The following is a 3,358-nucleotide window of genomic DNA, read 5'->3' as shown; positions in this document are numbered from 1 at the left end:
GGACATGGGTTTGCAGGGGGTTATCCGCGGCAAACCGGTTAAGACCACGATCAGCGACAAGGCCGCGCCATGCCCGCTGGATCACGTCAACCGCCCGTTCAGCGCGCCAAGGCCGAACGTCCTTTGGCTCTCCGACTTCACCTATGTCGCGACCTGGAGCGGATTCGTCTACGTCGCCTTCGTCATCGACGCCTATGCCCGCAGGATCGTGGGCTGGCGGGCCTCGCGCACGGCGCACGCCAGCTTCGTGCTCGATGCGCTGGAGCAGGCCCTGCACGATCGCCGACCGGTCCACCACGGCGGGCTCGTGCATCATAGCAATAGAGGTAGCCAATACATCTCTATCAAGTACACCGAGCGCTTGGCTGAAGCTGGCGTCGAGCCTCCCGTTGGTAGTGTCGGAGATTCCTATGACAACGCTCTCACCGAAACCATCAACGGCCTCTACAAGGCCGAGGTGATCCATCGGCGCGGGCCATGGCTCAGCTTCGAGGCCGTCGAGTTCGCGACCCTGGAATGGTGGACTGGTTCAACAACCGACGGCTCCTGGAGCCCATCGGCAACATCCCGCCAGCCGAAGCCGAGCAACGCTGGAACAACCGGCCATGGCGGCATAACTTAAACCAAATAGCCTCCGGCAAACCCGGGGCGGTTCACAGGACCTCAAAGCCGTCGCGTAAGTTAGAAATTTCCGCGGCGACGTAAGAGCGTGTGGGTCTGAAATCGGTGGAAACGGTGGTCATGTGGTGATGCTTTCGCTGCGGCTTTCCAAGGCCGTTGCCGGTGGCAGACCGGCAGCCAGCGCTTCGGCGCGTCCGTTCACATAAATTGCTGTTTATCCAAGAAATTGCTGGGTAATCGAATGGCCCAATCCGGTTGCTCGTTTGTGGCAGCTTTTCACGCGCGCAACCTATTGATCTCGCGCCGTGGTTGAGGTTCAGTGCGCCCTGTTGTTTTTGGGCCGGGGGGCTTTTCAAATGCGTAGATTTGGCGTCGTGGCGCTTTGCGTCATGCTGGGCGGCTGCGTATCTACTGGCGAGACCGTTTCTTTTCGAGCGTCAAATCCGCAGCAGCAGGCGCTTATGCGAGATGGGCAGCCTGCCCTGGTGTCTCGACAAAAGAACTCACTCGTTCTCGTTCGACCGGCTTCGCGCCAGCTCCAGGCGAACGGGAGACCTGTGTTCATCGTCGGCATCAACAATCTAAGCAAGCAGCCGGTCGACTTCCGCGTTGCGCAAGTCGAGGCTGTCCAGCACGCCGCTGGCTCTGACTTCGAAATGAAAATCGTAACCTACGACATGTTAGTTCAAGAGGAGCGAAATCGGCAGGTCGCAGCCGCCCTCCTCACAGGCTTGGCAGCAGGCGCCAATGCCTACAGCGCATCGCACGCGGGACATGGGAGCTACACCACTCCGAGCGGGCGCACCGGCACCTTCTACAGCCCGACCGCTGCAGTAATCGCGCAAAACAACGCAGCAGTGCAGAACGAGACCATGATTGCTGCAACGGTGGAAACTGGGCAGCGCAACATGGCCGTACTCGAGCAGTCGGTCATCAAAGACAACACGCTAATGCCAGGTGAATGGTACGGAGGTCAACTTCATGTGGCGCCGCCAACCGATCAGGCCGGCGCACAGAAGAGCTACACCATAGTCATCACAGTAGGTACGGAACGACATGTCGTCGACGTGGCGCAAGGGCCGCCAGGGGTTTGACCGCATCGCTGGAAACATCCTTTCCTAGAATGGAGGATCAACTAACATGGCCGATGCTCAGGTCACGTGTATCAACAAGCAGCCTAGAGATAATCCCCATGAGGGCATCACTCACCTTGGCGGGTCTAACTGGAAATGGCCTAGATTGCAGGTGATTCAATCCATCGAGTCAGGCTCAAACACCTTTTTCACGATGGTCGATGGCAAGCGGGCTGACATCGGCGTCGTCGATGGTCCCAATGGCAAATACGTTCGAACGCATGCCGATGGCTACTATAACGACAACCTGCTGGCGCTCCGCGAGTGCCCGTAGCACTCAAACTTTTTGCGGAACCAGAACTTCAAAAACTTGCGGGAGCAACAATGAAGAACGCGATCATAGCCACTATGGGATTACTGGTGGTTCTAGCTCTGACCCAAGATGCGAGTGCACGCGGCGGATCACACGGAGGCCGCGTCAGTTACGGCGGCGGACATCATACAAGCAGTCATGGGGGGAGCTTCGTTGGGAGCATCTCCGGCTCATCTCATCGTGGCGGCACCTACGTGAACTCCAAAACCGGCAATCGCTACGGCACCCATCAATAGGAGCGCGCTCCAAGATGGCAATGGCGCGGATTGTGCAGATTCGGTTGGGTAGATTCGCGATCCTTGCTGGTCGGACAGCTGTATTGGCCTCGCTCCTGTGGGCATGGTGGTCGCCTTCAGAGAGCCGGTATCGGGTCGGCCTCGGCCGAAGCCTTGCTGTCCCGAATGCTGGCCAAGATCGACACCCTCTGTGAGCAGCGGGACGAGTTGAAGAAGGCCGAGCCGCACCAAAACAAGAGCAGGGTCGGGGTCCGCAAACGGTGATGCCGCGATACTTCAGCGACGAACCTAAGCTGTCACCGTTCCTGAAAGTTTTGGACGAAGTCCAGGTGGTGCCGCACTCACGTCGAAGCATCATCGTCTCGATCGACCAGTACGCGGAAGCTGCGACCGGGAATCGGGAGTATTTGCTGAACAAGCCGCACTTAATTGGTGGTACTAGGAAAGCCAGGGACATTCCATGACCGCTTACGGCCGAATACAAGGGTAGACGGCGGTGGGGACACACCCCCTGTTAAAAAGAATCCCAGACGTTCTCGCGCCGAAAAGCAGTTGGTGTAATGCCAACGGATTTCTGAAATGCACGGTTCAGCTGAGATGCATCGCTAAAGCCTACGGCGGTCGCGACATCGGAAAGCGACAGATTGCGATCAGACAACAGTTCTCTCGCTCGCCCAACTCGCTTTGACAGCACGTGCTGGTACGGGGACAACCCTGCGGATTCTTTAAAGGCACGAATAAAGTGAAACTGGCTTAGCCCCACTAAAGCCGCCAAATCCGAAATCGTTATGTCACTTGAGATTTGAGAATCGATAAATTGTGTAATGCGCCTCAGCTGACGTGCAGTTAAGCCCCCCTTGACAGATTCCTTCTGAGAGCGCAGCGGATTAGCGGCATGCTGTAGTTCCCACAGGAGCAATAGGCCCAGCGTTTCGGCATAGGCTGGGTCATTGATACTTGGTAAGCGCGATTTTCTCCGCACGTGACACCCGCGTTTTTGACGGATGGCCTTCGTATCGAGGGCGGCATCTGACCCGTTCAGGCAGCGGCGGTTT

General features: G+C 57.5%; 3 protein-coding genes and 1 pseudogene. 3 read left to right on the top strand and 1 reads right to left on the bottom strand.

The genetic code is table 11. The features are described from left to right. The 3 genes and pseudogenes from ABIB90_RS41455 to ABIB90_RS41445 form a co-directional block, all read left to right on the top strand. Window positions 1-705 (top strand): annotated as a pseudogene (locus ABIB90_RS41455) (IS3 family transposase); the annotation flags it as partial. Window positions 706-1,178: 473 nt separating this feature from the next. Continuing rightward, window positions 1,179-1,715, top strand: a complete 537-nt coding sequence (locus ABIB90_RS41450) for a hypothetical protein (RefSeq protein WP_354202965.1) — start codon at window positions 1,179-1,181, stop codon at window positions 1,713-1,715. A gap of 46 nt (window positions 1,716-1,761) precedes the next feature. After that, window positions 1,762-2,028 (top strand): DUF3892 domain-containing protein, encoded by a 267-nt coding sequence (locus ABIB90_RS41445; RefSeq protein WP_354202964.1) that lies wholly within the window; start codon window positions 1,762-1,764, stop codon window positions 2,026-2,028. A 789-nt stretch (window positions 2,029-2,817) separates the two neighbouring features. Here ABIB90_RS41445 and ABIB90_RS41440 read toward each other — a convergent pair. Further along, window positions 2,818-3,358 (bottom strand): helix-turn-helix domain-containing protein (locus ABIB90_RS41440; RefSeq protein ID WP_354202963.1); only part of this gene is annotated, 541 nt, incomplete at its 5' end.

It is taken from the genome of Bradyrhizobium sp. JR4.1, from assembly GCF_040548605.1.
Classification (GTDB): domain Bacteria; phylum Pseudomonadota; class Alphaproteobacteria; order Rhizobiales; family Xanthobacteraceae; genus Bradyrhizobium; species Bradyrhizobium canariense.
Note: the sequence above shows the minus strand (reverse complement) of the source record. Positions and strands in the feature narration are given on the sequence as shown.

Coding starts and splice junctions, on each gene's coding strand:
- ABIB90_RS41445 (WP_354202964.1), top strand. CDS start 1,762: ATGGCCGATGCTCAGGTCACGTGTATCAACAAGCAGCCTAGAGATAAT.